At 63.2% G+C, this 22,477-nt stretch carries 23 protein-coding genes and 1 pseudogene; 11 read left to right on the forward strand and 13 right to left on the reverse strand.

Annotation, left to right across the window (positions count from 1 at the left end):
* Positions 1-79 precede the first annotated feature (79 nt).
* The 4 genes from ACFC3J_RS01115 (at position 80) to ACFC3J_RS01130 (ending at position 3,515) form a co-directional block, all read left to right on the forward strand.
* Positions 80-961, forward strand: a complete 882-nt coding sequence (locus ACFC3J_RS01115) for a glyoxalase (protein ID WP_375194372.1) — start codon at positions 80-82, stop codon at positions 959-961.
* The gene (locus ACFC3J_RS01120; protein WP_375194373.1) at positions 958-1,377 is read left to right on the forward strand and encodes a DoxX family protein; all 420 of its coding nucleotides are present in this window, start codon (positions 958-960) and stop codon (positions 1,375-1,377) included. Before ACFC3J_RS01115 ends, ACFC3J_RS01120 begins: the two co-directional genes overlap by 4 nt.
* A complete protein-coding gene (locus ACFC3J_RS01125; RefSeq protein ID WP_375194374.1) occupies positions 1,370-2,722 on the forward strand; it encodes an alginate export family protein in 1,353 nt (450 codons plus the stop codon). The genes ACFC3J_RS01120 and ACFC3J_RS01125 overlap by 8 nt, the downstream gene beginning before the upstream one ends.
* Positions 2,723-2,825: 103 nt before the next feature.
* The gene (locus tag ACFC3J_RS01130) at positions 2,826-3,515 is read left to right on the forward strand and encodes a YoaK family protein (protein WP_375194375.1); all 690 of its coding nucleotides are present in this window, start codon (positions 2,826-2,828) and stop codon (positions 3,513-3,515) included.
* A gap of 95 nt (positions 3,516-3,610) precedes the next feature.
* Here ACFC3J_RS01130 and ACFC3J_RS01135 read toward each other — a convergent pair whose 3' ends face one another.
* Positions 3,611-4,237 carry a response regulator transcription factor gene (locus tag ACFC3J_RS01135; RefSeq protein ID WP_375194376.1) on the reverse strand — a complete coding sequence of 209 codons (627 nt, stop codon included), beginning with the start codon at positions 4,235-4,237 and terminating at the stop codon, positions 3,611-3,613.
* Positions 4,238-4,620: 383 nt separating this feature from the next.
* Between ACFC3J_RS01135 and ACFC3J_RS01140 the strand changes: the two genes are divergently transcribed.
* The gene (locus ACFC3J_RS01140; RefSeq protein ID WP_375194377.1) at positions 4,621-5,037 is read left to right on the forward strand and encodes a BLUF domain-containing protein; all 417 of its coding nucleotides are present in this window, start codon (positions 4,621-4,623) and stop codon (positions 5,035-5,037) included.
* 58 nt (positions 5,038-5,095) lie between these two features.
* On the opposite strand, the pseudogene ACFC3J_RS01145 reads toward ACFC3J_RS01140, so the two are convergent.
* Positions 5,096-5,611, reverse strand: a pseudogene (locus ACFC3J_RS01145) (GAF domain-containing protein); the annotation flags it as partial.
* A 266-nt stretch (positions 5,612-5,877) separates the two neighbouring features.
* Positions 5,878-6,954: a Rieske 2Fe-2S domain-containing protein gene (locus tag ACFC3J_RS01150; protein ID WP_375194378.1), complete on the reverse strand. Its 1,077-nt coding sequence runs from the start codon at positions 6,952-6,954 to the stop codon at positions 5,878-5,880.
* Positions 6,955-7,076: 122 nt separating this feature from the next.
* Between ACFC3J_RS01150 and ACFC3J_RS01155 the strand changes: the two genes are divergently transcribed.
* The gene (locus ACFC3J_RS01155; RefSeq protein ID WP_375194379.1) at positions 7,077-7,997 is read left to right on the forward strand and encodes a LysR family transcriptional regulator; all 921 of its coding nucleotides are present in this window, start codon (positions 7,077-7,079) and stop codon (positions 7,995-7,997) included.
* Positions 7,998-8,007: 10 nt separating this feature from the next.
* Here ACFC3J_RS01155 and ACFC3J_RS01160 read toward each other — a convergent pair whose 3' ends face one another.
* From ACFC3J_RS01160 to ACFC3J_RS01175, 4 genes are all read right to left on the reverse strand, one after another.
* Entirely contained in the window at positions 8,008-9,318 is a 1,311-nt protein-coding gene (locus ACFC3J_RS01160; protein WP_375194393.1) for an MFS transporter, read from the reverse strand.
* Positions 9,318-10,547 (reverse strand): MFS transporter, encoded by a 1,230-nt coding sequence (locus tag ACFC3J_RS01165; protein WP_375194380.1) that lies wholly within the window; start codon positions 10,545-10,547, stop codon positions 9,318-9,320. The genes ACFC3J_RS01160 and ACFC3J_RS01165 overlap by 1 nt, the downstream gene beginning before the upstream one ends.
* A gap of 92 nt (positions 10,548-10,639) precedes the next feature.
* Positions 10,640-12,190: an alginate export family protein gene (locus ACFC3J_RS01170; RefSeq protein ID WP_375194381.1), complete on the reverse strand. Its 1,551-nt coding sequence runs from the start codon at positions 12,188-12,190 to the stop codon at positions 10,640-10,642.
* Positions 12,191-12,203: 13 nt separating this feature from the next.
* Complete coding sequence (locus ACFC3J_RS01175) at positions 12,204-13,202, reverse strand: MBL fold metallo-hydrolase (protein WP_375194382.1); 999 nt, start codon at positions 13,200-13,202, stop codon at positions 12,204-12,206.
* 150 nt (positions 13,203-13,352) lie between these two features.
* Between ACFC3J_RS01175 and ACFC3J_RS01180 the strand changes: the two genes are divergently transcribed.
* A complete protein-coding gene (locus ACFC3J_RS01180) occupies positions 13,353-14,015 on the forward strand; it encodes a TetR/AcrR family transcriptional regulator (RefSeq protein WP_375194383.1) in 663 nt (220 codons plus the stop codon).
* A 3-nt stretch (positions 14,016-14,018) separates the two neighbouring features.
* Here the strand turns inward: ACFC3J_RS01180 and ACFC3J_RS01185 are convergent, their stop codons facing one another.
* Genes ACFC3J_RS01185 through ACFC3J_RS01200 form a run of 4 tightly spaced genes read right to left on the reverse strand, consistent with a single transcriptional unit; the run spans position 14,019 to position 17,931 of the window.
* Positions 14,019-15,047 (reverse strand): NAD-dependent epimerase/dehydratase family protein, encoded by a 1,029-nt coding sequence (locus ACFC3J_RS01185; protein ID WP_375194384.1) that lies wholly within the window; start codon positions 15,045-15,047, stop codon positions 14,019-14,021.
* A 13-nt stretch (positions 15,048-15,060) separates the two neighbouring features.
* Entirely contained in the window at positions 15,061-16,518 is a 1,458-nt protein-coding gene (locus tag ACFC3J_RS01190) for an FAD-dependent oxidoreductase (RefSeq protein WP_375194385.1), read from the reverse strand.
* Positions 16,490-16,918 (reverse strand): hypothetical protein, encoded by a 429-nt coding sequence (locus tag ACFC3J_RS01195; protein ID WP_375194386.1) that lies wholly within the window; start codon positions 16,916-16,918, stop codon positions 16,490-16,492. Before ACFC3J_RS01195 ends, ACFC3J_RS01190 begins: the two co-directional genes overlap by 29 nt.
* A complete protein-coding gene (locus ACFC3J_RS01200; RefSeq protein WP_375194387.1) occupies positions 16,915-17,931 on the reverse strand; it encodes a UbiA family prenyltransferase in 1,017 nt (338 codons plus the stop codon). Before ACFC3J_RS01200 ends, ACFC3J_RS01195 begins: the two co-directional genes overlap by 4 nt.
* Before the next feature lie 380 nt (positions 17,932-18,311).
* Here ACFC3J_RS01200 and ACFC3J_RS01205 point away from each other — a divergent pair, with 380 nt between their 5' ends.
* Positions 18,312-19,859 carry a glycosyltransferase family 39 protein gene (locus ACFC3J_RS01205; RefSeq protein ID WP_375194388.1) on the forward strand — a complete coding sequence of 516 codons (1,548 nt, stop codon included), beginning with the start codon at positions 18,312-18,314 and terminating at the stop codon, positions 19,857-19,859.
* Between the two features lie 16 nt (positions 19,860-19,875).
* The gene (locus tag ACFC3J_RS01210) at positions 19,876-20,283 is read left to right on the forward strand and encodes a permease (RefSeq protein ID WP_375194389.1); all 408 of its coding nucleotides are present in this window, start codon (positions 19,876-19,878) and stop codon (positions 20,281-20,283) included.
* Between the two features lie 9 nt (positions 20,284-20,292).
* On the opposite strand, the gene ACFC3J_RS01215 is transcribed toward ACFC3J_RS01210, so the two are convergent.
* The gene (locus ACFC3J_RS01215) at positions 20,293-20,925 is read right to left on the reverse strand and encodes an HAD family hydrolase (RefSeq protein WP_375194390.1); all 633 of its coding nucleotides are present in this window, start codon (positions 20,923-20,925) and stop codon (positions 20,293-20,295) included.
* A gap of 162 nt (positions 20,926-21,087) precedes the next feature.
* Here ACFC3J_RS01215 and ACFC3J_RS01220 point away from each other — a divergent pair, with 162 nt between their 5' ends.
* Positions 21,088-21,924 (forward strand): TIGR00266 family protein, encoded by an 837-nt coding sequence (locus tag ACFC3J_RS01220; RefSeq protein WP_375194391.1) that lies wholly within the window; start codon positions 21,088-21,090, stop codon positions 21,922-21,924.
* Positions 21,925-21,975: 51 nt separating this feature from the next.
* On the opposite strand, the gene ACFC3J_RS01225 is transcribed toward ACFC3J_RS01220, so the two are convergent.
* Positions 21,976-22,320: a ThuA domain-containing protein gene (locus tag ACFC3J_RS01225; protein WP_375194394.1), complete on the reverse strand. Its 345-nt coding sequence runs from the start codon at positions 22,318-22,320 to the stop codon at positions 21,976-21,978.
* On the opposite strand from ACFC3J_RS01225, the gene ACFC3J_RS01230 reads away from it, so the two are divergent.
* Positions 22,301-22,387: a fasciclin domain-containing protein gene (locus ACFC3J_RS01230; protein WP_375194395.1), complete on the forward strand. Its 87-nt coding sequence runs from the start codon at positions 22,301-22,303 to the stop codon at positions 22,385-22,387. The genes ACFC3J_RS01225 and ACFC3J_RS01230 overlap by 20 nt on opposite strands.
* The last annotated feature ends 90 nt before the right edge of the window (positions 22,388-22,477 follow it).

Below are 22,477 nucleotides of genomic sequence, written 5' to 3' on the forward strand. Positions count from 1 at the left end.
TATTGGCGAGGCTGTCCCCCTGTAGAGATAGCTCCACAAGCCCAATCCACCCTGTCTCCCCCTGGCCGGAGTAACGCCCATGAACCGCATCACCCTGATGATGGCCACCGCACTGGTCGCCATCAGCCCCATCGCCGCGTCCGCCCGATCCCCTGACTTCTCGGTCGGTCCACAATATGATACCACCCATGTCTATGTCGCGCCGGAAGAGTTCGACCGCTTCATCGCCAGCTTCACCGCGACCTTTGGCGGCACCACCAGCAGGCTGGGCGTGTTTCAGGTCACCCCCACCGCCAGCCAGACCAAGTCGCAACTCGCTCTGACCCCGGCGGGCACCATCTCCGTCTTCGGCTTCCTGACCCCCGTGCCCGCGCCCTTCGGCGCAGAGCGGACCGGCTATCTGGTGTCTGACATGGACAAGGCGGTGGCATCCGCCGTCAGCCATGGCGCGACCCGCCTCATCACCACCTTTCCTGATCCGATCGGCCGCGATGTGGTCGTGCAATGGGCGGGCGGCGTGAACATGCAGCTCTATTGGCACACCGCCAGGCCCAACTATCCCGCCCTTGCCACCGTACCGGAAAATCGCATCTACCTGACCGCCGATGCCGCCGACCGCTTCGTCCGGCAGTGGAGCGGCTTTGCCCATGCGAAGATCCTGTCCGACGACAAGGCCGCGCCCGGTGAGGAGATCGGCCAGCCGGGCAAGCACTACCGCCGCATTCGCCTCACCTCCGGCTATGGCGGGATGAGCGTCATCGTGTCCGACGGGCAACTCCCCTGGCCCTATGGCCGCGACATGACCGGCTATGCGGTGACGAACCTTGCCGCCACGATGGACAAGGCAAAGGCGGCGGGCGTCGAAACGCTGGTCGCGCCGCATGAAGAAGGCGGCCGCCAGAGCACTATCGTCCGCTTCCCCGGCGGTTATATCGCCGAAATCCATGGGAGCGCATCATGAGCCGCGCCCCGCGTTTCGTCGCCGCTATCCTTGCATGGCGTCCCACCCTGTTCCTCGCCCGGCTCGCCCTCACCAGCGCCTATCTGTTGGGCGGGATCGTCAAGCTCACCGATTGGCAGGGCGCCGTTGCGGAGCAGGCTCATTTCGGCATGACCCCGCCCGCGTTCTGGGCCGCGCTTACGATTCTCGTCGAGTTGATCGGCCCGCTGCTGATCCTGACCGGCCGTCTGGTCTGGCTGGGTGCGGGGATGCTGGGCGTCTTCACCCTGTTCGCGGCCTTCACCGCCAACGCTTTCTGGACCATGGCGGGGCAGGAGCGCTTCATGGCCACCAACGCCTTTTTCGAACATATCGGCCTCATCGGCGGCTTCATCGCCCTCGCCATGCTCGCGCAGCGGCAACAGGCCGATGCGTAAGGCGATCCTGTCCTGCCTCGCTTTGCTGCCATGGCCCGTCCATGCCCAGCAGCGCGAGGCATGGCAGGCGCCGACGCTCAGCATCACCCGTTATGAGGAGGACTGGTCCGACCTCGCGGACGCCGAAAAACGCGCCCATCACTGGACCGGGTCGTTCAAATATATCCCGCTGGGTAACGATGCGTGGCTCTCCACCGGCATTGAACTGCGCGCCCGCAGCGAAAGCTACGACAATAATCTCTGGGGCGGTGCCGAAGCGCCCGACGATTCCTATCTCTGGCTGCGCGCCATGCCCTATGCCGACCTGCATGCCGGGAAAATGCGCGCCTTCGTTCAGCCGATCGCCACCTATGCCGTGGGCGTGGAACCCTCATCCAGCCCGATCGACCAGAGCCGGATCGACCTGCTGCAAGGCTTTATCGAGGCGGATCTGGGTCCGGTGACGCTCCGCGCGGGGCGGCAAATGCTCTCCCTGGGCACGGAGCGGCTGATCGGCACCCGCTATGGCCCCAATGTCCCGCTCGCCTTCGACGGCGTTCGCGCCGACATGGCGGTGGGCAAGGCGAGGATCAGCCTGCTTGCGATGAAGCCGGTCCAGCCCGGTCCGGGCGATTTCGACGATGCGACCTCGCATGACAGGACGCTGTGGGGCACCTATGCCGCGCTGCCGGAACTGGACCTTTATTATCTGGGCTACCGCAATCGCGCCGCGACATTCGGCGGGCTGGAAGGGCGGGAAGTTCGCCACAGTATCGGCCTGAGATCCTACGGTTTGCGGGGTGCATGGCACTGGAATGTCGAGGGGGTCGTGCAATTCGGCCATTATCAGGGCCAGCGGATCGCTGCCTGGACGATGGGCATGGAGTTTGGCCGCCGTTTCCCCACCCTGCCGCTGGTGCCCGACGCCACATTGCGCTTCAACGTCGTTAGCGGAGACCGCAAGGCGGGTGACGGCAAGCTCGGCACCTTCAACCCGCTTTTCCCCAAGGGCAAATATTTCGGCGAGCTTTCTCCCATCGGCCCGTCGAACATCATCAGCCTCAATCCGCGCATCAGCGGCGATCTGGGCGGCGGCGTGACCGCCAGCCTCGCCGCGATGGCCTATTGGCGCGCAAGCAGGGGCGACGGCGTCTACGACATACCCGGCCATCTCATCCGCGCCGCCGGCGACAGTCGCCCCCGCTTCATCGGCAAACAGGCCGAAGCGACCATGGCCTGGCAGGCGACGGCGGAATGGGAATTGTCGGCGTCGCTGTCCGCCTTCGCGCCCGGCGCCTTCCTTCGCCAGACCGGGCCTGCCAAAACCCTTGCCATGCTGGGTCTGGAAAGCAATTTCCGCTTCTGAGCCATGTTCCAGTAAATAGAACAAGACCGACGATCTTATTCGGATGCCGCCGTCCAGCGCGGGCAGGTAAAGGTCAGGACCACAAAGCCATCGGGAGAATCCCATGCCCAACGACACGCCCCCCGCCGCGCCGCTTTTGTGGCTGCTCCTCCTGCTTTCAGTGACCACCGGCATGGTGGACGCGATCAGCGTCCTGGGATTGGGCAAGGTATTTACCGCCAACATGACCGGCAACATCGTTTTTCTTGGCTTTGCCGCGGCCGGCACGGCCGGTTTCCATGTTGCCCCCTATCTCGCCGCGATCGTTGCATTTCTGACCGGCGCGCTGGTCGCGGGGCGGGTGGGGAAGCATCATGCAGGTGTGTCGCTGCGCAGATGGCTGCTGGTAGCCGCATTGGTCGAGGCGGCACTGCTCTGGGTCGCGGCCGCTGTCGCCTGGGACTTTGATATCGCCAGCCAGACGCCGGGCGTCAGCCTTTATGCGATCATAGCGCTGACCGGCCTTGCCATGGGATTTCGCAACGCCACGATCCGGCAGTTGAAGGTTCCCGACCTGACGACCACCGTGCTGACGCTGACGCTGACTGGGCTTGCGGCGGACTCAGGCCCTGCCGGCGGAAGCAACCCGAACTGGGCGCGCCGCCTTGGCAGCGTCCTTGCCATCTTTGCCGGAGCGGCCGCGGGCGCCTTTCTTGTCGGCCATGGTGGTCTGGTTGCGCCGCTCATTCTGGCCGGTGCGTTGGTGTTGGCGGGAACGCTGGCCTGTATGGCTCATCCCGCCGCAAAAGTTTAGCGCCGTCGCTGGATCCTATTTCTCAGTATATATGACGGCGATGGTAACGATCATCATGACGAGGATGAAAGCGAAATTACGATAGGATTGTAAGCTCATCGTCCGGCGCCATTGCTGTTTTCAAGGCCGGCCTCGAATATTCTGCGCAGGACATCGGCGAAGCGCGTGGCGCCGAATTTCTTCATGATTCTACCGCGATGCATTTCCACCGTTCTGATGCTGAGATTGAGCTGATCGGCAACGATCTGGTTGCTTCGGCTGACGCTGAGGGCGCGCATCACATCCAGTTCCCGCTTCGTCAGGCTTTGCAGATGCGCCTCCGCGGAGGCTCGCCTTTCCTGCGCAGCGGCCCTCTCTTTCAGCAAAGTTCGTGCGTTTGTCAGCGCCTTGAGAAGCATGGCATCGGTAAAGGGCTTTTCGAGAAAATCGATCGCGCCTTGCTGGATCATCCGTACGGCCGTGGGAATGTCGCCATTCTCGGAGGTGACGATCACGGATATGTCGCGACGCCGGGAAAACAGGTCCATGGGGGCATGCATCAGTCTTAATTCTATCAGCGCTATTCCTGAATCGAGAAAGCCGATGGAGTCGGTAAAATCCTGCTCCGAGGAATAGGGCGTGGGTGCATAATCCCCCATCCGCAGAAGCTGAACCAGATGTTGGCGCAATCTGCGATCGTCATCGACGACATAGACCGGACATTTTCCGTTCGTACCGAACATGGCAGTCCTCAATCTGCTATAAATGCGCTGACCGCGAAATGGTTGCCCAGGCGGTCCCTCGAGGTTGAGGTAATGGATCTTGGACGGAGAGGGGGGGGCGGATTATTGCATCCGGAAACGGATGTCTCTCCCTTGTTTTCGGCCATCGCGGTCTCCTGAGGATCGGCCCGCTCAGTAAAATCAGAATCTTGCGCGGGGCTTAGCCGCGCTTACCGTATTTCTACGGGCAATTGCGCAAGGGCGGATTAACCAGCCCGGCGTAGCCTGAGTTTCGGGAGATCATGTCCTCCCCCGGGGACGGTCGGGGTAAAGGCAAGGCGCATCAATGGACCCCACCATGCGTCTTGCCTTTACATTTTCCAACGACTTGCCAATGTCATCCGATGCTGAAGCGATGGCTGTATGTTAGCGCAAGCCGGTTGATCGGGGATGAAGCGGAAGACCGGGTTGGTGATATCGTGAAGATATCGATCGCCCGCAACCAATCTCTCGGCGTGACGGGAGCGCTCCTGTTCACCGGACGCAGCTTCGCGCAATATATCGAAGGCGAAGCAGTGGCGATCGAGGCGCTGAAGGCAAGCATCCTGCGCGATGCGCGTCATTCCGATGTCCGGACGCTTGCGCTGGGGGATTATGCGCACCGCCGGTTCGTCACCTGGTCTCTCGCTTACGCGGGGCCGTCCCAGTTCGTCGCCAGCGTCGTGGAGAGTGCGATGACCGATGCCTTGCACAATGGCCAGGCCGCGGTCGAAAGGCTGGCGCATCTGCTGTCGGAGTTTTCCATCGGCGGTCGCAGTTAAGCCACGGCCTTCGCCGTTCGCAAAGAAGAAGGGGCCTTCAGCGTTCCGCGCGGCGCGACAGGCGCGTATGTTCAAGCGCCATGGACGCGGAACGGGCCAGCGCCTCCAGCAAGGCGATCTCATTGTCGGTCGGCTGCCCTGCCTCCGACCAATAGGCCCCGATTGCGGCGATCGGTTCGACCCGGCCGATCGGCACCATCAGCATGGAACGGACAAAGGTGGTGCGATAGGCGTCGACCGGCACCCTAGGATCATCGAAAATATCCGCGATCACGGCCGTCTGCTCATGTTCCATGGCCCAGCCCGATACGCAGTTGCCGATCGGAAAGCGCTGCCCCGTCCAGAGTGGCTCCATCGCATCCTCGGCGATATAATGGCACTGATCTTCATCGCGAAGGACGATGGCGATTCCATCCGCCCCCACCGCCCTCCGGGCAAACGCCCGCAGCACGTTGGTGACGGCGTCCACCGATCGGGCACCGGCCAGAGCTTCGATCGCTTCGGCAGCAATGCTCCACCGCGCCGCCAGCGCCTTCTGCTCGGAATTGCTTTCGCTTGCCAGTTTCTTGTCCATCGGCAGTCTTCCGCATCGGAACCGGAAGACTTCCTACCACTGCAAGGGATGATCACAAAGACAATTCAATCAGTGACTTAGGCAAGGACTGTAAAGACGTTTCCCAAAATGATCATCAACAGGATCTTAACCTCGTTCGCAAGGCCCGGCGCCGCAAGAAATCCCATGCGGTCATCAGGTCGTTCGGAAGCAGGGTGCCGGCGTTCTGGGAATGGATTGCACGCTCCGCCTCGCTGGGAAGCGAGGTGGCGGTGGAGCGAAAACCATTATTCTGCCGCAGCCTGCTCGCTACCCTGCTCGCCTGCAATGGCGCGGTCGATCATCATGCGCGAACGCACGCCGCCCGCGTCGATGTTGAGCTTCAGCAGACGACGCTCGGGATGACGAAGCAGATTTTTCTGCTGCTCCTCCAGCATGGCCAGATCCTCGCTGAAGATCTTGCCCTGTCCTTCGCGGATGGCGTCGGTCACCGTCGGATCATCCACCGCGAACTGGCGCGCCATGCCCCAGAAATACCAGTGGCTATGCTCGGTTTCCGGCGTGATGAAGTCGACGACGATGCTCGATGCCTTCAGCTTCGGATCGGCGTCATAGCCGCCTTGCCCTTGCAGCGCGACGCCCACCTCGATCATCACATGGCTGGGCAGGCTGAAACGGCAGATCTGCCAGCGGTCGACCAGATCATTCTCCGGCAAGCCCGCGCAGCGCAGCGCCATGCGCCAGAAGGGCGGCGCGGACACGGCGGGCATAGTCCGGCTGGTGACGACTTCCTCCCCTTCGACGCGGGTGCTGACCGGCGCCTCGTCAATCTCGCGCTGGCCGATGCTGGACGCGTGAACATAGGTTTCGTGCGTCAGGTCCATCAGATTGTCGATCATCAGCCGGTAATCGCAGGCGATATGAAACAGGCCGCCGCCATAGGCCCATTCATCGCTCTCCGCCCATGGCAGATGATGCAGCTTCGCCGGGTCGGCTACCTCCGCATCGCCGGGCCAGACCCAGATGAAACCATAGCGTTCGATCACCGGAAAGGCGCGAATGGGAGGGAAATTCTTGACGCGCTGGCCCGGCATGCTGGCCGCATGGCCGGTGCAGGCCATGGTCAGTCCATGATAGCCGCAGACCAGATTGCCATCGCGCACGAAACCCAGCGAAAGGGGTGCGCCGCGATGGGGGCAGAAATCCTCCAGCGCGGTCATCTGACCGTCTTTGCCGCGATAGAAGACCATGCGCTCCCCGCAAATGGTGCGGCCAAGGGGCTTTTTCGCCAATTCGTCCGGCGTGCAGGCTACATACCAGGCGTTGCGGGGCCAGGGTGCCCCAGCGGGCAGGGGTTCGGTCACTTCATCTCTCTCCAGACATGGCCCCGCTGACCGGGGCTGCGAACCGGATTTTTACCAGCTGGATGGGATATTATCATCGGAAATAAATCGTATAGACTGTATATCGTTTGATTATGGATGGCATGGACCTTAATCTGCTGCGCGTGCTGGAAGCGCTGTTCACCCACCGCAGCGTATCGGGGGCCGCGCGGGCGTTGGGAACGACCCAGCCGGGCGTCAGCCTGGCGCTCCGCCGGTTGCGGGCGCAGTTCGAGGATGAACTGTTCGTCCGGCAGGGCAATGAGATGGTCCCCACGCTGGTTGCGGAGCGGCTGGCCGAACCAGTGATGAAGGTGATGGCGTCGGTCCGGTCGGAGATCATGATCGCCGCGCCTTTCGACCCGCTGCAATCGGACCGCTGCTTCACCATTGCCCTGTCCGATCTGGGAGAGCTGACCTTCCTGCCTGACCTGGTCGCCGCGCTGCGTGAACGGGCGCCGGGCGTGCAGGTGCGTTCGGTCAACCTGCCCCCGGCGGAGCTGCGGCAAGGGCTGGCGGTTGGATCGGTCGATCTTGCGCTGGGCTTTTTTCTGGGCCTGGAGGGCGAGAGCCTGTTCACCCAGACCTTGTTCCGGCAGGGGTTCGGCTGTCTGGTTCGCGCCGGATGGGGCAATGGCGCGGCCGTCATGACGCTCGACGATTTTTTGGCGGCCGACCATGTGGTGGTCGAGCAGCAGGGACGTAGCCAGGAAGTGCTGGAACGGCAGTTGCGCGCGCTGGGCCTGCACCGACGGACGGTGCTGCGATCACCTCATTTCATTACCGTGCCGCTGCTGGTCGCCCGATCGGACATGGTCGCGACCGTGCCGCTGGGGGTGGGGCGCGTCTATACCCGGCTTGCTCCTTTGCAGTTTCTGCGTCTGCCGTTCGAGGCGCCGGAAATCCCGCTCCAGCAACTCTGGCACCGGCGCAGCCACAATGATCCTGGCTCGCAATGGCTGCGCAGGCTGGTGGCCGAGCTGTTCATGGGCCGCGATCCGATGCTGGACCCGGAACTGCCTTGAGGCCGCAGGTTCAGGTGGGGGAGGCGACCGGGCGCTCCTTGAGCAGCAGCAGGGCGCCCGCGCCGATCAAGGATCCCATCGCCATGAGGATGGCGACATGGGACAGCCCCACACCCGCCTGAAACAGAAGGCCTGCGACGATGGGTCCCAACGCGGCGCCGCCCCGGCCGATCCCGATGACGAAGCCGGTGCCGCCCGCTCGAACCGCCGTGGGGAAGACCCTGGCGAACAGCGCGTAAAGACCCACGACGCCCGCATTGGTGCAAAAGCCGGCGGCGGCGGCGATCATGGCCAGCCCCGCCAGAGTTTCCTGCCCCTGGCCGAAGAGCGACACCATCACGGTGGAGGCCAGCATGGCAATGATCACCAGCACGCGCACGCCCACGACATAAGTCAGGAAGCTGAGCAGCATCGCGCCCGCAAGACCGCCCGCATTGGCCCAGACCAGAACGTCCCCCGCCTTGGCAGGGGCATAGCCCATGTCGACGACGATCTTCGGTATCCACTTCAGGATGAAATAGAAGGTCATGATATGGCAAAAGCAGGAGATGGTCAGCAGGACGGTGCCCCGCGCCAGATCGGGGGAGAAAAGCGCGCCGATCGACGGCTTGGCCCGGCGTTCGGGCGGCGGCGGCAGGGTCGCGGCGCTCTCATGACCCAGACGGCGCAGCGTGCGGTTGATCCGCTCCAGCGCGTCAGGCGCGCGCTTTTGCGTCAGGAATCCGATCGATTCGGGCAGCAATATCCACGCGATCGGCAGGAACAGCGCCGTAACCGTCGCGCCGAAGGTGAAGACGTCACGCCAATGCCCCTGCGCCAGCAGGCCGGTCGCGATCGATCCGCCGATGATCGCACCCATCGGATAGCCCGCCGCCATGACCGCCACGGCCAGATTGCGGTGCCGGTCATTGGCGAATTCAGCCACCAGGGCATTGGTGCAGGCCAGCATTCCGCCGATCCCAAGGCCGGTTACGAAGCGGATGATCGACAGGTTGACGACGGATGTGGCGACCGTCGCCAGCCCCATGCCCGTCGCCATGATGATGAGACAGCCCAGAACCGTAGGCCGCCGCCCGGCGCGGTCGGCGATGTTGCCCAGCAGCATCGACCCGATCGCCATGCCGATCAGCTCCATCGACAGCACAAGACCCAGCGCAGCCCGGTCAATTCCCCATTCGCTGGCGATACCCGGCGACGCGAAGCTGATTGCCAGCACGTCGAACCCGTCGAGCGCATTAAGCAGGACGCAGAGCGTCACGGCTGCGACCTGCAACGGTCGCATCGGGCTTTTGGCCAGGATGGATTGGGGATCTTTGGTCATCATTTCTCTTGGTCTTTGCAGGGGAAGGGGGCGTCGATCGGGGAGGGCAGGTCGATGCGACCATAGGCCCGGTGAAGCCAGAACGCCGCCAGCATCAGCAGCGGCACCGGCGCGGCGAGGGAGAGCAGGGCGCGCCCGCTTTCGACATCATGCATGGTCAGATAGCCGATAAGCAGTGGGCCGCAGGCCGCGCCCAGACGGCCGATGCCCAGCGTCCAGCCAAGTCCGGTCGACCGCAGAGCGGGCGGATAAAAGATCGATGCGGCGGCGATGGCGCCTTTCTGCCCGCCGCCAATGCCGATCCCGGCGAGCAGCGCGGCGGCATGGAAGAGGGAACCGCCCGGCCCGGCAAGGCCGCCCAACAGCAATATGCCCGCAAGGCCGAGGCCGCTCATCGCCAAGAGTGCGCGAAACGGCCCCATGCGATCGGCCCACCAGATCATCGGCGCGGCGCCAAGGGCCGTGCCCAGCGTAAACAGGCTCGTTGCGGTAACGGCGCTCGCGAAGGAGGATCCTCCGCGGGTGGACAGTAGCGGCAGCCAGGCCTGCAACGCATAGAACAGGCCGAGGCCGATCGAGGATACGAGCCAGAACAGCAGGGTTCCCACGCGCCATTGTGGCGCAAACAGGGCCGCCAGCGGACGCGAAACCAACCGCTTTGGCCTTTGGGGCGGCAACATGATCCGGAACAGCGCGGCAGCGCCCAGCGCGAGCGGCAGGGTCAGCCCCCAAGACGCCCGCCAGTGCCAGTGGGGCACCAGCCAGCTGCTTGCCAGCCCTGCGGTCAGAAAGCCGAGAGAAAAGGCAATATAGATGCCCACCACCTGCGCGCCGCGCCATCGCGGCGCGCCTTGCTGGCTGGCGATCGACACGGCGCCGGGAATGGCTGCGCCGATCGCCACGCCCGTCGCAAAGCGGCCCAGCGCCAAGAGCAGGAAGCCGTCGGCCAGCAGGCAGAAAAGCGTTGAACCCGCAAGGCCCAGCAGCGCCGCGCAGATGACCGGCCGCTCGCCGATCCTGTCGGCGAGTGGGGCGACCAACATATAGCCCGGCAACAGGCCGATCAGGGCCGAGGCAAGCAAAGGGCCTATCAACGCCGCCGGCAACTGCCAGTCCTGCACCAGTCCCGGCATCGAAAAGCTGAACGCCTGCAACGCATATCCGCTGGTGAACAGGGCCAGGGCGCAGCAATATGTCAGCCTCGCGCCCAAGGGCCTGTTCTCGATCACCCGTCCTCCCCCCCAACGCCCGGCCGCCCGGCGCGGGGCGGCTCCAGCTTCCGCCCCGCAGGGCGACAGGGAAGGCGGGGCAGGCCACGGCGTCAGAACCGCAGGGTCAGCATTGTTTCCAGGAACAGATTATCGCCATAGCCCGCCCGGCGTAAGACCTTTCCGGCGTCGACATAATTGACGAAGCCCGCGAGCGAGACATGGGGATCGATCGTCCAGGTGGCCTTCAGTCGCGCGATATTGGCTACATGCTTGCCCGCGACATTCTGCGTGCCCGCATAGACCTGCGAATTGCCGCGATAGACCGCATCCTTCTGGTCCGGGCGCCAGTAGAAGCCCATCTCGCCCGTCAGTTGCAGCTTGCCGGTGACCGGCAGGGCAAAGGTCGGCGCGATGCCCATCATGTTGACTGCGCCGACATAATTGTCGTCGCTGAATATGACAGTGGCATTGTAGAGGAAGTTGAACGACCCGACCTTGCCCCTGCTGTCGAAGGTTCCGCCGCCCGAGGCATAATCGGCATGAAAGCCGATCTTGGGCGCGGCGGCTCCCTTGCCCAGCGCGACCGACTGATTGGTGCTCACGGCCCAGGCGTCGACCGGGCGGATGCCGAAGCGGCCGTCCTGCTTCAGCGCGGTCCAGTCGAAGGAAAGGCGGCCCACCTGACCCCAGAAACGGGCGCCATAGGTTTCGCGCCGGTCCCGGCCGCTTATACGCCCCAGAGTGCGGTCTTCATCCACGAAATGATAATAGAAGGGGTCGAAAAACAGCGTGCCCTTCCGCCCGGCGATCGGGCCATTGGCCAGCACCAGACTGCCATAGACGCCGCTCAGCGTCTCGCCATTGCCGATGGAATCGTCCAGCAGGCCCTTGCCCTGTTCGGTCGGTTCGAAATGGAAGGCGCTGAAACGGAAGCGGCGCCAGTCCATCGACAGTCTCGCCCCGTTCATCGAAACGCGGATATTGGGATTTTCGCGGGGGCTGATGATGAAACGCGGGCCGTCGAAAAATTCCTGCCGCCCGATCGTCACGCGGGCCACGCCCGAACCGACCGGCGCGCGGATTTCGCCGAACAGCTGCTGAACGATCAGGTCGTTCTGCTGGATCGGCATATGGCGATTTTCGTTGCGGCCCCAGATCTGGCCCGACGCCAGTTCGCCATAGATGCGCACGGCCGGGCCGATCCGCAGGTCCGCGCCGATGGTGGTGCGCGCGAGCATCTCGATCCGGTCGGTCGAATCGTTCAGCAGCGGCTGGGTGGACAGGCTGACGCTGGTGCGCTGATCGCCGTTGAGCGACAGGGACACATTTCCATCCGCGTTCAGCGGAATATATTTAAGGGGCGAAGCCCAGTCCCGTTTGGCCTTGGGATCCTTCAGAAACCGCCAATCCTCCGCATTGCGCAGCATGAGATAATGGGGACCGGTCCGTGGACCCTGTCCGTCGGCCTCGGCCGGAAAGGGGGAGGCCAGCGGATCGCGTTTGGGCTGCTGCGACGGGGCGGTAGACGCCTGCCCGGACGCAGGCCGTGCATCGTCGCCGGCTGCTGCGAAAGCGCAGCCCGGCATGAGCAGACCGATCGTCAGGCATCCGGCAAGACCCCGTGCGCGCAGCCGGCAGGTCCGGTTGCGCATCTTCATCATCCTCTCGTCCGCTTTATCCCAGCGGTATTTCCATGAGATCGCGGCCCACCACGATCTCGCCCTTATAATGTTTGGCCACCTCGTCCCGCCACATGGCGTCGGTGATCCAATCCATGTCGCCCGGCACGAAATGGCTGAGTACCAGCTTCCGGACCCCGGCCCGCGCCGCAATCTGGCCCACCTGCTCGGCCGTGGTGTGGCTTTCGATCAGATGGTTGCGGAAGGCGGGGGTGCCGTTGGCAAGCTTCACCAGCCGATCCACGCCGGGGACGTAGAGCACCTCATGCACCAGCACGTCGACGCCGCGCGCAAAATCGGCAAGCGCAGGATTATAGGCGGTGTCGCCTGAATAGACGACGCTGCCATAGGGCGTGTCGAACCGATAGGCGAGATTGTCCAGCGGCGGATGGGGGGTGGTGAATGCGGTGACGGTCACGCCGTCGGCGGACATGACCTGTCCCCTGCCCGACTTCAGATCGTGCGCGCGCAGCAGCGTCGCGGGATCGGCGCGGCCTTCGTCGGCCATGCGGGTGGCGATGTCCATGCGATTGAGACGCCAGAAATCGGCGGCCATCGCCTCGATGCCGACCGGACCATAGGCCTCGACCGGACGTCGCAATGCGCCAGCTGCCCACATGTTATAGACCAGATTGCCGAATTCCAGCTCATGGTCGGAATGCATGTGGGAAATGAAGATCGCCCGGATGTCGGCCAGGTTCAGCCCGGCCTTCACATATTGCGCGGTCACGCCCATCCCGGTGTCGATGACATAGGCGTTGCCGTCCACGATGAGGGCGTTGGCGGGATTGGATCGCGTGCCGCCTACGCGCGGTCCGCCTTTGGTGCCGAGCAAGACCAGCCTGGCGCCCTTGGCGGGCATTGCCCTTGGCGCGGTCGCCTGAGCGAAAAGCGGCTGTCCGGCGCAGGCCACCGCGGCGCCGGCGGTTGCCGTCAGCCCGCCCAGCAGCAGGCCGCGGCGGTCCAGGGTGAGATTGCGCGACGCCGAAAACATAAAACTCCTCTCCAACTATCGAGTCGGCCCTCGGGTGGGCTTGTTGCCTTCGGCCTAACACTCCCCCGGCCGGTCAGTCAACACGAATACGAGTCGCGTTCTGTTTTGTGAACGGTGGACAAGCCGTAGGGGATCGGCAATGCAGGCGTCATGATGAACCTTCCACCTGCCTTCGATGTCGACGAGGATCTCAGCCGGGTGGGCGTCATCCCCGCGGTTCAGGCCCGCAGCCGCGCCCTGCGGGACAGGCTGATCCGCGAATCCCTGACGATCGCCCGCCAGACGGCATTCGACGATGTCAGCATCATCGACATCTGCGCCGCTGCGGGCTGCTCCACCGGCGCCTTCTATTCCCGCTTTCCCGACAAGATCACCCTGTTCAAAGCAGTGATGGTGTTCGCGGCCGCCGAATCCGGGCCATTGCTCGAAAGGATCGTGCGCACCGCGCCTTTCGACGAAATTTTGACTCGGTTGGTGGCCGCGCAGGTCGAACGCTATCTGGCGCAGACCACATTTTTCCGGTCGGCGTTCAAGGTCAGCTTGGATTCAAGCGAGGCCTGGGAACCCTTTCGCCGCAATGCCCAGAATCTCGCCAGCGCCTATCTCGAACGGGTGGCGAGTCATCCGGGGATCGATCAGGACAGCGTGAGCGAAGACCTTGTCCGCTTCGCATTTCAGATCATGTATGGCGTGCTGAACAATACGCTCAGCAACCGGCCCGGTCCTTTCCTGCTGGAAAGCGCGCAGTTCCCCGGATTGCTGGAGGAATCGATGATAGCGACGATGAAGTTGCGCTATCATGCGGAAACATGACCATCAGGATATCTGCTTGACCAGCCACAGGGCGCCCTGCCGCAAGGGGGAACGGTGCGGCGATCCTGCCGCGGCCACCACCTTGTCGCGCGCATTGGCCAGATACCAGTCATAGCTTTCGTGCAGCATCCGGTTGTTGGAATAGCGCGGCCGCCATCCCATGGCGAGCAGGGGCGCCACGTCGAAATAACATTCCTTGTGATAGGTCAGATAATGCCAGGGAACGAGCGGCGAAATTCTTAAGGCGTGCAACAGGCGAAGGCTGTTGATCGCCAGAGCTTCGGGCAGGCTTTTCACTTTGGACCGGCTGGCCGCATGGGCGATCAGCTCTTCCAGATCGCCGCGCAGCGTGCCGAAATCGTCGGTCCCCACATTGTAGGTTCCGCATCGCCCGGCCTCCAGCGCCAGCATGTAGAAGTCCATCAGGTCATGGGCATGGATGAACTGGAAACGGATGTCGCCGCTGCCGATGACATAGACGTTCCGGTTCTCGCGTATCCATTCGAACAGGATCTGGAATATGCCCATCCGCCCGGCGCCCAGCGTTGCGCGGGGCCTGATGGTAATGAGCGAGATGCCGTTGGCGCGGCAGATCTCCTCGGCCACCTGCTCGCTCGCCAGCTTGGAAATGCCGTAAGGCTCCACCGGCTTGAGCGGCGTGTCGGCCGTGATCGCCCCCCGGGGCGGGATGCCGAAGGCGGCGGTCGAACTGACGTGAACCAGCGTCTTTACCCCGGCTCTGGCGGCCTCCTCGGCGACGATCCGGGTTCCTTCGACATTGACGTTCCAATAGTCCCGGCCCGCGTCCGTCTGGGCGACCAGGGCGGCATTGTGGTGGACCATGTCGACGCCGCGCATGGCCGCCGCCACGCCGTCGCGGTTGAGCACCGAACTGTCGACAAATTCGATGTCGCGCTCGCGGGAGGGGTCGGACCAGATGTCCAGCACGCGCACATGCTCGCCCCGGTCGCGCAGCCGTCGCGCCGTGAGGTTGCCGATGAACCCCGAACCGCCCGTGATCAGATGCCTCATGACTGTCCTCTTCTTATCGGAAGCCGCGTTCGATGACGTGCAGCGCATTGCGATGGGCGACCGCCATGACGCTGGCCTGTGGATTGACCACCGTAGGGCTGCACAACAGCGATGCATCGGCGATGCTCAAACGGTCTACACCGTGCACCCGGCCATGGCTGTCCGCCGCGCAGCGATCCGGATTTTCACCCATGGGGCAGGAGGAAAACAGGTGCATGGTGGTCGGATTGGCGTGGCCGGGGTCCAGCGTGTCGGGCAGTTTGGCGAGGTCGGCGGGCGAATGCAGGACCGGAAGGCCGGGCGTGCAGGGGTAGATGCGCACCGCCCCGGCGGCGAACAGCAGTTCGCAAAGGCGCCGCAATCCTTCCGCCAGCTCCGCCAGATCCTCTCCGCCCATACGCACCCGGACCAGCGGATCGCGAAAGCCGGGGATGTTGCGTACGCTCGCCCGTCCGCTCGTGCTCTGCACATAGTAGATCGCCATGCGGCGCCAATCGCGATCGATGTCGTCCATATGCGCCCGCTGCGAAGCCATCGCCAAAGCGAGTGCGGGCCGTTTGCTCATCGAACAGCCCATGCTGAAACGGGGATCGAAATGCTTGACCTGATGGACCGGCTCCAGATCGCCCGGCACGTTCACATCGTCATCGAAAACCGCGATCACCTTCAACATCGGGTGCATGCGCAGCGTGTTGCCGACATGGTGGCTGATGCCTGATCGGCGGAGCAGCGCAGGAGTGTGGACCGCGCCGCAGGCGACGAAGACATAGTCGGCCGACAATTCGCGAACATAGCCACTGTGACTGTTGCGCGCCGTGATCCGCCATTTCTCGCCCATGCGCCGGATGCGGTCGACCCGGCTGTTGGCGACCAGATGACCGCCCGCCTGCACGAAATGCGGGACGAATGTTTCGCTCATCGTCTGGCGGCGGCCGACGCCATCGCCAGCTGAAGCGGGTGCGTAGGCGAAGAGGCGCGGCACCTCCATGCAGCTCCATCCCAGATGGTCCGCGCCTTTGGCGAGGCGCGACGATATCAGCGGCACCTCTCCGGGCAGAAACTGGACCTGGGCGATGCTTTCGCAGGCTTCGAAATGGGGCTTCATGCCATCGGGCGTCAGGTCCTCGACCCCGAATTGCGCGCGCCAATGGTCCAGCACGGCGTCGGGCGTGCGGTGATAGAGGCCGCGATTGACTTCGCTGCCGCCGCCGACGCAGCGGCCCTCGACATAGACCATCTTGGTCCGTCCCAGCGCGACATTGATCCCGGCGTTGCGATATTTCTGGATCAGTTCCTCGCGAGAGAAGTGCGCGGCCGATTCCAGCGGCAGATTGTCGCCTTCCTCGATCAGCATGACTTTTTTGCCCGCCTGCGCGCAGAGCATGGCCGTGACCGCGCCGCCGGGACCCGAACCGATCACCGCGACGTCGGTGGTTTGCGGCTCAGGCGACATGCGCGTCGAACCTGTCATGTGCCGCCACCGGGCGGGAAGCCGGTTCATCGGCATAATCGGCGCCATGCAGTTCGGAATAGAGGCCGAACAGGGCCAGCGACCCATACATTTCCATCAGGCGCCGGCAGAGCTCCAGCCGGGAACCTTCCCATGCGCTGATCCAGGCGATGCGCTGATCGCTGTCCAGCCGGTGGAAGGGGCGGCCGCGCATCGGCAGGGGGGAGGCGTCGAAGATCAGGATCAGGACGCGGAAGGGGAGGCGGAGATAATCCGGTATCCGGCTATGGACCGCCAGCAGATAATCGGCGACGGCCCCTGCCACTGCGCCCTGTTCCGCGTTCGCGACGCCCTTGCGCCTGACGATCGCATCGGAAAAGCCGCGCAGGGCCTTTTCGAAATCGGGCAGAGCGGGGGTCATTGACCGTCTCCCGGCAGCGCGCTCAGCCGCACATAGCTGGGCTGGGCAAGCATCCTGAGGCCCGGAATGTCAAGTACGGAGGTCAGCACCAGCGTCAGCGTCAGCGCCACCACCGCCGTCACCAGACGGCGCGACCGGAACAGCCGCTCGGGCCTTTGCGCGATCGACGCGCGCCGCAGCGACAGCCAGAGATAAAGGGCGAAGAGCAGCGCGATGAAGGGAAAGGCCAATATATATTCGATGCGATATTTGAGCAGGAACACCGCCACGAAAAAGGCCGCGAGATTGGCATAGAGCAGGCACGACACATGCAGGGTTTCCGCCGTATAATAGCGGAAGGAGGAGCGATAGCGATGCAGCATGTCGAGATTGCCTTCCGCCGCGACGTCGCGATATTCGGAAAGGCGCTTGCACGCCATCAGGAAGGCGCCGCCCATCCAATAGGCCAGCAGCAGGCTGCTGGGCGGGAAAGTGGCGGGATCGATCATCGCCCACCCCAGCGTCAGCCGGATCGGATTGTTGATGGATTCGCTCAACACGTCGACGAAGGCCCGTTCCTTCGTCCGCATCGGCCGCACATTATAGATGATCCCCGACAGCAGGAAGGCGAAGGCGATCGGCAGGAACAGTCCGCCGATCATGGCGGCCAGCAGCAAACCGGCCCCGCCGAACAGGGCATATTGGCCGTAGACCAGAAGGGGATTGAGTTGGGCCTGAACCGCCGTGCGTTTCGACTTCAAGGGATGATAGGCATCAAATTCCCGGTCCAGCCATTCATTGATGATATAATTGGCTGACGCGATGAATATTGCGCTCAGAAATCCCGGAACAAGATGGGCGATGAAGTGATCCAGCGGCGGACGGAGCAGGACCAGGGCAATGATGACACCCGGAACGATGAATACATGCTTCGTCATGTGATCGAAGCGCGCCAGAGCCAGATAGTCCCCGATACGCCCCTTGGGTCGCGCCGATGAGGCGGTGGCCATGGCCGCGATATGTTCCATTGTCATCTCCCATTGGCGAATGACGTGCCGAACGTTGATAGTCGCGTGGGAGAGTGCGCGCTTCGGTGCAATTGGGTGTTGCTGGCAATATCGAATTAGGCCGATCGAAGGCCTTATAAATATTGGATGATTTTTTCATTTATATACAGTGATATACCTCATAAGCACCTTGCGATCTACTTCCAATGAGCCATGAATATCATCCTTAATCGGTAGTTGTTGCTCCAGCCGGTGTGATTGCTGCGCCCGTCCCCTCCCGCTACCATGCCTGCAAGAAGCCACTGCCGCTTGCCTGTCCTGCCAGCAAGGCGGGACGGCAACCTGTTCGGACGCCATAGCTTCAATGAAGGCCGCTTCAGATCATCGCACTTGTCACGAGGTCCGGAATGTTGATCAAATCCCTTGAAAAGCTGGAGATGATCAGGCCTTTCCATGGCAGATCGCGGCAGGCGGATCTGGGCCTTCTGCGCAGCGCGTTGCTGGTCAACGCCATGGTTCTGGCCGGCATCATCTTTCTCCTGAACACCTATCAGGGCATCGGCATTCTTCCCGACAGCACGCGTTACATGCGGCTCAGCCCGACACCCTATGACGCGCCGCTCTACACCTGGCTTCTGGCCCTGACCGGGCAGGTCGCGGACATGGAAACCGCGGCGAAATGCGTCGGTCTGCTCCTTGTTTGCCTCAATACGCTGCTGCTCTGGCACATCATCTGGAAAGGTACGGCCTCGATCCCGGCGACCGCGCTGGGGACGGCGGCGATCATCTTCGCGCCGCAATATGTGAGCCTGCACAGCGTCGCCATGTCGGAACCTCTGTTTCTGACGGCCCTGTTCGCGACGGTCCTGCTTTTCCTCAAATATAGGGAAAGCGGACATCTTTCCTGGCTGATTTTCTGCGCCGTCGCTCTCGCACTGTCGATGCTGGTGCGCTTCGCTGCCCTGCCGCTCGCTGCGACCCTATCGGTCATGCTCCTCACCGATCGGAACAAGCCCTTGCCGACCCGCATCCGCGAGCTGATGCTGCTGGGCGGGATCGGTGCGGCGATCTTCTTCGCCTGGGCGATCGTCAGCCAACTCATCATAGGCCATTCGGTCGGTCGCGAACTGGCCTTCAACGGCAACACCGACGCCCAATTGTGGCGGAGCGGGCTGAACATGCTTACCGTTCAGCTGCTTCCCTCCGCAGCGCCCTACCCATTGCGGCTTGTTTTTCTTTTGATGCTGACCGGAGCGATCATTGTCCTTGCCGTTCATTGGGTGGGATCGAAATTGAATGATCCTGCCGGAAGAACTGACCGGAACGTCGTCAATATCTTCGGTCTTTACGCACTATTCTATATTGGATTCATGCTGTTCTCGGTCAGCATTGAAGCGAACCTAAATCTGAACGGCCGATATGCCTTGCCATTCTATGTAGCCGCCACAATTGCCGCCACTTCGCTTGCCTGCACCCGGAGCGAAAGCCGGTCGGCCTCCATGGCGCGGCAGACGGTGATCGGCGCGGGCCTGCTCATCATCGTCAGCCATGTGATCCGGACCGTGGACCTGACGCGCGAAGACTATACGCAGGGCATAGGCTTTGCCAGCCGGTCGTGGAAGTCTTCGCCCACTATTCGCGCCGTGAATATGCTTCCGTATGATGCGAAGATTTACAGCAATGGGCCGGATGCGCTGAATTATCTGACGCCCAGAACTACAGCCTTCACGCCAGCCTTGGTCCAGCGGCGAACCGGGCGCGACAATCCTGTCAACAGCTTTGCCGATCAGGTCGAAAGGCTGCGGGCGCAACTTGTCCGAGGGAACGCCTATATCGTCATTCTGGATAGGGTGGACTGGCGCTTCTATCTGGCCAGCGAGGCGGAACTGCAACGGCTGCTGAATTTGAAGATGATCCGGCGGGAAGCTGATGGCCGCATCTATACCGGACTGTAAGTGGAAGGGAAAAGGCATGATAGAGGCGCACTATATGAACAATGACGCCATGCCGGTGAATGTCTGGGTTCTCGCGGCGCTCAGCATCAGTTTCGCTGTGGCCGCTCAATTGCTGATGAAGATCGGAATGACGGCGTTGCGCATGGCGGGGCGACTCGACAGCCTGTCCATCGAAACGGCGTGGGAGATATTGCTCCAGCCGGCGGTCTTCTTTGGTCTGGCCAGCTATGGCGTCAGCGCTGCTCTCTGGTTGCTGGTGCTTTCGCGCATGCCCCTGTCCATGGCCTATCCCCTTATCTCTCTGGGCATATTGGCTGTCGTTCTTCTGTCGGTCTTCGCGCTGGGGGAAAATGTATCGGCGGGACGGGCGGCCGGCGTGGCCTTCATCGTTGCGGGCGTGTTCCTGATCGGCTTTTATCGATAGAAAGCGCCATCAGCCGAAGATCGGATCGGTGAAATCCCGAAAATCGCGCCCGCGGATGAGGGCGCGGACTCCTGCCCGGCGGGCGGCCTCCCCATCCCGTTCGTCCCGGTCGCCGATCATCAGCGTGCGCGCCGGTTCAGTTCTGGCCTGCGCCATCAGCCGGTACAGCCCGGCCGGATCGGGCTTCAGTCGCCCGACATCTTCCGCCGCAAGGGTCAAATGCGCATCAAGGCCCAGCGCCGCGAGCTTCCGTTCCGCCCGATAATCGGAATGGATGGCCAGCACATGGTTTCCGGACAGGCGCGTGAACAGCTCCGCCACGCCCGCGGTCCGCAACGCCCGGAGGGAGGGTAGGGGCCGCTCCTCCATCCATTCGGTGACGATGGCCCGCACCCGTTCAGGATCGTGGCCCGGCAGGACATATTGGAGTCGGGCAAAATCGGCCTCCATCGCATCGGCAAGGCGTTCGCGCTGGCGGCGAAAGGCCCGCAACAGCTGCGGCACCGCCATGCTGCGGCTGCGGGCGATTTCGGCGAGCAGCATCACCAGCATCCGGCGGCGCAGTCGCGACTGGTCGTAAAGCGTGCCGTCCATGTCGAATATGATCAGGTCGAACCTGTCCCAGAGCACTGCCGCCGCCATGTCGCCTGCTGTCCTCGCCAATCGGTCGGCGCAGGGTAGGAGCGCTGGCCGAGGGTCGAAACTCATAAAATTGGCTACCTCCAATGAATATCGGACGGCTGCCGGTGGCAAAACGGCATCCTTCCGGCTTATGATCCGCCATCATCCTGAGGAGTATGAAGCATGCCCAATCCCAGCCCCTGGCAGCACCATCGCAATGCCGCCGTCGCTGACGACATTGATTTCGAGATCAAGGGACAGGAACTCCAGTTTCTGGAGATCGAGCTTGATCCGGGCGAAAGCGCCGTCGCGGAGGCGGGAGCGCTGGTCTGGAAGGATGCCAGCGTCGCCATGACGACGGTGTTCGGCGACGGCAGCGGAGGCAGCGACGGCGGCTTCATGGGCAAGCTGCTGGGCGCGGGCAAGCGGCTGATCACGGGCGAGAGCCTGTTCACCACCGTCTTTACGCATCAGGGGCAGGGAAAGGCGCGGGTGGCCTTCGCTTCCCCGACACCGGGCGCGATCCTGCCGATCCGGCTCGATGAGGTCGGCGGCCGCCTGATCTGCCAGAAGGACAGCTTTCTGGCTGCCGCGAAGGGCGTCTCGATCGGCGTGCATTTCCAGCAGCGGATCATGACCGGTCTGTTCGGCGGCGAAGGCTTCATCATGCAGAAGCTGGAGGGCGACGGCTGGGTCTTCGTCCAGATGGGCGGCACGATCGTCGAACGCGAACTGGCGCCGGGGCAGCAACTGCATGTCGATACCGGCTGCGTCGCGGCCTTTACCGACACGGTCGATTTCGATCTGGAGCGGGCGGGCGGCGTCCGCAGCGTGCTGTTCGGCGGCGAAGGGCTGTTCTTCGCCCGGCTGACTGGTCCGGGCAAGGTGTGGATCCAGTCCCTGCCATTCTCCCGTCTGGCTGGCCGGATGCTGGCAGCCGCAGGAAGCCGCGGCGGTCAGAACCGGGGTGAAGGGTCCGTTCTGGGCGGTCTGGGCGATTTCATCGGCGGCAATAACTGACGGGCTGAACGCCTCTCCCCTGCCGTTATGATCTGGCGGCAGGGGCGGGGCCTATCGCGCTGCGGAACGGCCGGTCGCTGTCCAGTAAATCCCGCCCATCAGATGCGCCAGATATTGGGGATCGCGATACATTTCCCCATTATGGCCGAGCGTGGTGACGAAGACGCGGCCCTTTTCATAAGGATGATGCCAGGCCACCGGATGGTCCCGGCCCATCGGCCTTGCCACCTGACCCGGCCAGATTCTGGTCGGATCATAGCTGTTTTCATCGACGTTCAGGACCGGGTTGATGCGGACCCCGTAGGGATTGGCGGTCACGTAGAATTCGTCGCTCCAGATCCAGCGGTCGGGCAAGCCGTAAGCGGCAGGGAAGCTCCTGTCCGCCACCGTCACCACCCCCGACGTCGCCGCCTCCAACGGCATCATCCACGTCATCGACGCCGTCCTGCTCCCCCCGGCGTAGGTCCCCCCGGCGCAGCTTCCCCCGGCTGCGCTCCCCGGTGAGCTCGTCCGCCCGAGCCCACCGTGCGGGCGGACCGCACCGATCGTCCCT

It is taken from the genome of Sphingobium sp., from assembly GCF_041987595.1.
Classification (GTDB): domain Bacteria; phylum Pseudomonadota; class Alphaproteobacteria; order Sphingomonadales; family Sphingomonadaceae; genus Sphingobium.

Coding starts and splice junctions, on each gene's coding strand:
- ACFC3J_RS01155 (WP_375194379.1), top strand. CDS start 7,077: ATGGACCTTAATCTGCTGCGCGTGCTGGAAGCGCTGTTCACCCACCGC.
- ACFC3J_RS01185 (WP_375194384.1), bottom strand. CDS start 15,047: ATGAGGCATCTGATCACGGGCGGTTCGGGGTTCATCGGCAACCTCACG.
- ACFC3J_RS01190 (WP_375194385.1), bottom strand. CDS start 16,518: ATGACAGGTTCGACGCGCATGTCGCCTGAGCCGCAAACCACCGACGTC.
- ACFC3J_RS01200 (WP_375194387.1), bottom strand. CDS start 17,931: ATGACAATGGAACATATCGCGGCCATGGCCACCGCCTCATCGGCGCGA.
- ACFC3J_RS01160 (WP_375194393.1), bottom strand. CDS start 9,318: ATGACCAAAGATCCCCAATCCATCCTGGCCAAAAGCCCGATGCGACCG.
- ACFC3J_RS01170 (WP_375194381.1), bottom strand. CDS start 12,190: ATGATGAAGATGCGCAACCGGACCTGCCGGCTGCGCGCACGGGGTCTT.
- ACFC3J_RS01215 (WP_375194390.1), bottom strand. CDS start 20,925: ATGGCGGCGGCAGTGCTCTGGGACAGGTTCGACCTGATCATATTCGAC.
- ACFC3J_RS01120 (WP_375194373.1), top strand. CDS start 958: ATGAGCCGCGCCCCGCGTTTCGTCGCCGCTATCCTTGCATGGCGTCCC.
- ACFC3J_RS01125 (WP_375194374.1), top strand. CDS start 1,370: ATGCGTAAGGCGATCCTGTCCTGCCTCGCTTTGCTGCCATGGCCCGTC.
- ACFC3J_RS01135 (WP_375194376.1), bottom strand. CDS start 4,237: ATGTTCGGTACGAACGGAAAATGTCCGGTCTATGTCGTCGATGACGAT.
- ACFC3J_RS01115 (WP_375194372.1), top strand. CDS start 80: ATGAACCGCATCACCCTGATGATGGCCACCGCACTGGTCGCCATCAGC.
- ACFC3J_RS01220 (WP_375194391.1), top strand. CDS start 21,088: ATGCCCAATCCCAGCCCCTGGCAGCACCATCGCAATGCCGCCGTCGCT.
- ACFC3J_RS01130 (WP_375194375.1), top strand. CDS start 2,826: ATGCCCAACGACACGCCCCCCGCCGCGCCGCTTTTGTGGCTGCTCCTC.
- ACFC3J_RS01195 (WP_375194386.1), bottom strand. CDS start 16,918: ATGACCCCCGCTCTGCCCGATTTCGAAAAGGCCCTGCGCGGCTTTTCC.
- ACFC3J_RS01175 (WP_375194382.1), bottom strand. CDS start 13,202: ATGTTTTCGGCGTCGCGCAATCTCACCCTGGACCGCCGCGGCCTGCTG.
- ACFC3J_RS01180 (WP_375194383.1), top strand. CDS start 13,353: ATGATGAACCTTCCACCTGCCTTCGATGTCGACGAGGATCTCAGCCGG.
- ACFC3J_RS01210 (WP_375194389.1), top strand. CDS start 19,876: ATGATAGAGGCGCACTATATGAACAATGACGCCATGCCGGTGAATGTC.
- ACFC3J_RS01140 (WP_375194377.1), top strand. CDS start 4,621: ATGCTGAAGCGATGGCTGTATGTTAGCGCAAGCCGGTTGATCGGGGAT.
- ACFC3J_RS01205 (WP_375194388.1), top strand. CDS start 18,312: ATGTTGATCAAATCCCTTGAAAAGCTGGAGATGATCAGGCCTTTCCAT.